This window comes from Amycolatopsis antarctica (genome assembly GCF_002262875.1).
Classification (GTDB): Bacteria; Actinomycetota; Actinomycetes; order Mycobacteriales; family Pseudonocardiaceae; genus Amycolatopsis; species Amycolatopsis antarctica.
On sequence record NZ_NKYE01000034.1, the window covers coordinates 1 to 5,293 of the forward strand.

3 rRNA genes are annotated in these 5,293 nt (G+C 55.5%); all 3 read left to right on the plus strand.

Annotated features, from left to right (window positions below):
* Positions 1-120 precede the first annotated feature (120 nt).
* The 3 genes from CFN78_RS28280 to rrf all read left to right on the plus strand — a co-directional run bounded on the left by CFN78_RS28280 (position 121) and on the right by rrf (position 5,293).
* A 16S ribosomal RNA gene (locus CFN78_RS28280) occupies positions 121-1,640 on the plus strand.
* Positions 1,641-1,943: 303 nt separating this feature from the next.
* Positions 1,944-5,058, plus strand: a 23S ribosomal RNA gene (locus tag CFN78_RS28285).
* Between the two features lie 118 nt (positions 5,059-5,176).
* A 5S ribosomal RNA gene (gene rrf / locus CFN78_RS28290) occupies positions 5,177-5,293 on the plus strand.
* The 16S, 23S and 5S rRNA genes sit together here, the layout of an rRNA operon.

The window sequence follows — 5,293 nt, forward strand, 5'->3', positions numbered from 1 at the left end:
TGTTGCTTGAGAACTCAACAGTGTGCTAGTGAACTAAGCCAGTAGAGCTTATTTTTGAACCTCGTTTGAGGTTCCTTTGAGGATGAGATTACTTTTGTAGTCTGGATTCCAAACTATTCATTGTTGGAGAGTTTGATCCTGGCTCAGGACGAACGCTGGCGGCGTGCTTAACACATGCAAGTCGAACGATGAAGCTGCTTCGGTGGTGGATTAGTGGCGAACGGGTGAGTAACACGTGGGCAATCTGCCCTGTACTTTGGGATAAGCCCGGGAAACTGGGTCTAATACCGGATAGGACATGTCATCGCATGGTGGTGTGTGGAAAGTTCCGGCGGTACAGGATGAGCCCGCGGCCTATCAGCTTGTTGGTGGGGTAATGGCCTACCAAGGCGACGACGGGTAGCCGGCCTGAGAGGGTGACCGGCCACACTGGGACTGAGATACGGCCCAGACTCCTACGGGAGGCAGCAGTGGGGAATATTGCACAATGGGCGAAAGCCTGATGCAGCGACGCCGCGTGAGGGATGACGGCCTTCGGGTTGTAAACCTCTTTCGACAGGGACGAAGGGTGACTGACGGTACCTGTAGAAGAAGCACCGGCTAACTACGTGCCAGCAGCCGCGGTAATACGTAGGGTGCGAGCGTTGTCCGGAATTATTGGGCGTAAAGAGCTCGTAGGCGGTTTGTCACGTCGGCTGTGAAAACTGGAGGCTTAACCTCCAGCTTGCAGTCGATACGGGCAGACTTGAGTTCGGTAGGGGAGACTGGAATTCCTGGTGTAGCGGTGAAATGCGCAGATATCAGGAGGAACACCGGTGGCGAAGGCGGGTCTCTGGGCCGATACTGACGCTGAGGAGCGAAAGCGTGGGGAGCGAACAGGATTAGATACCCTGGTAGTCCACGCCGTAAACGTTGGGCGCTAGGTGTGGGCGACATTCCACGTTGTCCGTGCCGTAGCTAACGCATTAAGCGCCCCGCCTGGGGAGTACGGCCGCAAGGCTAAAACTCAAAGGAATTGACGGGGGCCCGCACAAGCGGCGGAGCATGTGGATTAATTCGATGCAACGCGAAGAACCTTACCTGGGCTTGACATGCGCCAGACATCCCCAGAGATGGGGCTTCCCTTGTGGTTGGTGTACAGGTGGTGCATGGCTGTCGTCAGCTCGTGTCGTGAGATGTTGGGTTAAGTCCCGCAACGAGCGCAACCCTTATCCTACGTTGCCAGCGCGTTATGGCGGGGACTCGTGGGAGACTGCCGGGGTCAACTCGGAGGAAGGTGGGGATGACGTCAAGTCATCATGCCCCTTATGTCCAGGGCTTCACACATGCTACAATGGCTGGTACAGAGGGCTGCGATACCGCGAGGTGGAGCGAATCCCTTAAAGCCGGTCTCAGTTCGGATCGCAGTCTGCAACTCGACTGCGTGAAGTCGGAGTCGCTAGTAATCGCAGATCAGCAACGCTGCGGTGAATACGTTCCCGGGCCTTGTACACACCGCCCGTCACGTCATGAAAGTCGGTAACACCCGAAGCCCACGGCCCAACCCGTAAGGGGGGGAGTGGTCGAAGGTGGGACTGGCGATTGGGACGAAGTCGTAACAAGGTAGCCGTACCGGAAGGTGCGGCTGGATCACCTCCTTTCTAAGGAGCAACACATCCGTAGTCCCTGGGATACCCGGGATCAGTGCTGCGGAGTGGCTCAGATGTAGATGCCGAATGTGTGTCTGTTTGGGTTGCTCAAGGAATTGTGGAACTACTGGTCTAGGTTGGTTCGAGGGTTGAGCTGGCATGTGAGTACTGCTTCTTCGGGAGTGTGGAAAGTGTGTGTGGTGAGATTCTGGTTCTGATGTTTGCTGGCACGCTGTTGGGTCCTGAGGCAACACGTTGGTGTTGTGCTCTGGGTGTGGTGTTTGAGAACTGTAGAGTGGATGCGAGCATCTTTGTGGTCAAGTTATTAAGGGCACATGGTGGATGTCTAGGCATCAGGAGCCGATGAAGGACGTGGGAGGCTGCGATAAGCCTCGGGGAGCTGTCAACCGAGCTGAGATCCGAGGATGTCCGAATGGGGAAACCCAGCACTCGTGATGGAGTGTTACCCGCACCTGAATATATAGGGTGTGTGGAGGGAACGCGGGGAAGTGAAACATCTCAGTACCCGTAGGAAGAGAAAACAACCGTGATTCCGTGAGTAGTGGCGAGCGAAAGCGGAAGAGGCTAAACCGTGTATATGTCAAGCTGTCAGGCGTTGTGTATGCGGTGTTGTGGGACCCATTGTGGAAGATCTGACAGTCTTCCGGGTGCACGTCAGGGTTAGTGGAACATGTTTGGGAAACGTGACCGTAGAGGGTGAGAGTCCCGTACGCGAAAACTCTGATTGTGGATCTTGATGGTGTTCCCGAGTAGCAGCGAGCTCGTGGAATTTGCTGTGAATCTGCCGGGACCACCCGGTAAGCCTAAATACTTCCTGATGACCGATAGCGGACTAGTACCGTGAGGGAAAGATGAAAAGTACCCCGGGAGGGGAGTGAAAGAGTACCTGAAACCGTGTGCCTACAAGCCGTCAGAGCATTTCGATGTGATGGCGTGCCTTTTGAAGAATGAGCCTGCGAGTTAGTGCTGCGTGGCGAGGTTAACCCGTGTGGGGTAGCCGTAGCGAAAGCGAGTCTGAATAGGGCGATTGAGTCGCGTGGTCTAGACCCGAAGCGGAGTGATCTACCCATGGCCAGGTTGAAGCGACGGTAAGACGTCGTGGAGGACCGAACCCACTTAGGTTGAAAACTGAGGGGATGAGCTGTGGGTAGGGGTGAAAGGCCAATCAAACTCCGTGATAGCTGGTTCTCCCCGAAATGCATTTAGGTGCAGCGTCGCATGTTTCTCCACGGGGGTAGAGCTACTGGATGGTCTAGGGGCCTTACCGGGTTACCGAAATCAACCAAACTCCGAATACCGTGGAGTGAGAGTGCGGCAGTGAGACGGCGGGGGATAAGCTTCGTCGTCGAGAGGGAAACAGCCCAGAACACCAGCTAAGGCCCCTAAGTGTGTGCTCAGTGGGAAAGGATGTGGGATTGCCCAGACAACCAGGAGGTTGGCTTAGAAGCAGCCACCCTTGAAAGAGTGCGTAATAGCTCACTGGTCAAGTGGTCCTGCGCCGACAATGTAGCGGGGCTTAAGCACACCGCCGAAGCTGTGTCATTCACACATGTGATCCGCTTGGACTTTCGGGTCCTTGTGCAGTCGTGTGGATGGGTAGGGGAGCGTCCTGCATCCAGGGAAGCGGCCGTGTAAACGAGTCGTGGAGGGTGTGGGAGTGAGAATGCAGGCATGAGTAGCGAAAGCAGAGTGAGAAACTCTGCCGCCGGATGACCAAGGGTTCCTGGGCCAGGCTAATCCGCCCAGGGTAAGTCGGGACCTAAGGCGAGGCCGACAGGCGTAGTCGATGGATAACGGGTTGATATTCCCGTACCCGCATATGTTCGTCCCTGACGAGGCAGTTGATACTAACCACCCGAAGCGCATGTGGAAGTCTTCGGACGGAAGCGTGTTGTGGAGCGTGGGACCTGATTCTGTAGTAGTCAAGCGATGGGGTGACGCAGGAAGGTAGCTCCGCCAGTGAATGGTAGTACTGGTGTAAGCGTGTAGGCCGGAACATAGGCAAATCCGTGTTCCATATAGGCCGAGACGTGACGCGTAGCCGATTGAGGCGAAGTAGAGTGATCCTATGCTGCCGAGAAAAGCCTCTAGCGAGAACATGAGCGGCCCGTACCCCAAACCAACACAGGTGGTCAGGTAGAGAATACTAAGGCGATCGGGTGAACTGTGGTTAAGGAACTCGGCAAAATGCCCCCGTAACTTCGGGAGAAGGGGGGCCAAAGCACCTGAAGCCTCTTGCAGGCTAGGGTGAGTTGGCCGCAGAGACCAGCGGAAAGCGACTGTTTACTAAAAACACAGGTCCGTGCGAAGAAGCAATTCGATGTATACGGACTGACGCCTGCCCGGTGCTGGAACGTTAAGAGGACCGGTTAGCCTTTCGGGGCGAAGCTGAGAATTTAAGCGCCAGTAAACGGCGGTGGTAACTATAACCATCCTAAGGTAGCGAAATTCCTTGTCGGGTAAGTTCCGACCTGCACGAATGGCGTAACGACTTTCCGGCTGTCTCAACCACAGGCCCGGCGAAATTGCACTACGAGTAAAGATGCTCGTTACGCGCGGCAGGACGGAAAGACCCCGGGACCTTTACTATAGTTTGGTATTGGTTTTCGGTTCGGCTTGTGTAGGATAGGTGGGAGACTGTGAAGCGATCACGCTAGTGATTGTGGAGTCAATCTTGAAATACCACTCTGGTCGAATTGGGAATCTCAACCTCGGACCATGATCTGGTTCAGGGACAGTGCCTGATGGGTAGTTTAACTGGGGCGGTTGCCTCCCAAAGAGTAACGGAGGCGCCCAAAGGTTCCCTCAGCCTGGTTGGCAATCAGGTGTTGAGTGCAAGTGCACAAGGGAGCTTGACTGTGAGACAGACATGTCGAGCAGGGACGAAAGTCGGGACTAGTGATCCGGCACCACCTGGTGGAAGGGGTGTCGCTCAACGGATAAAAGGTACCCCGGGGATAACAGGCTGATCTTGCCCAAGAGTCCATATCGACGGCATGGTTTGGCACCTCGATGTCGGCTCGTCGCATCCTGGGGCCGGAGTAGGTCCCAAGGGTTGGGCTGTTCGCCCATTAAAGCGGCACGCGAGCTGGGTTTAGAACGTCGTGAGACAGTTCGGTCCCTATCCGCCGCGCGCGCAGGAGACTTGAGGAAGGCTGTCCCTAGTACGAGAGGACCGGGACGGACGAACCTCTGGTATGCCAGTTGTCACGCCAGTGGCATGGCTGGTTAGCTACGTTCGGAAGGGATAACCGCTGAAGGCATCTAAGCGGGAAGCCTGTTCCAAGATGAGGTCTCCCACCCGTATGGGTTAAGGCCCCCAACAGACCATTGGGTTGATAGGCCAGAAATGGAAGCACAGTAATGTGTTTTGAGTTGACTGGTACTAATAGGCCGAGGACTTGCCCACAAACATGCTACGCATCCGCTCTACAGCTCTGAAACACCACATCCACTCTACATCCACACCCCTATCACAATCAGGGAATGTGGATACAGAACAAATTGGATAGTGGGTTTCACAGAGTTACGGCGGTCATAGCGGCGGGGAAACGCCCGGTCCCATTCCGAACCCGGAAGCTAAGCCTGCCAGCGCCGATGGTACTGCACCCGAAGGGGTGTGGGAGAGTAGGACGCCGCCGAAC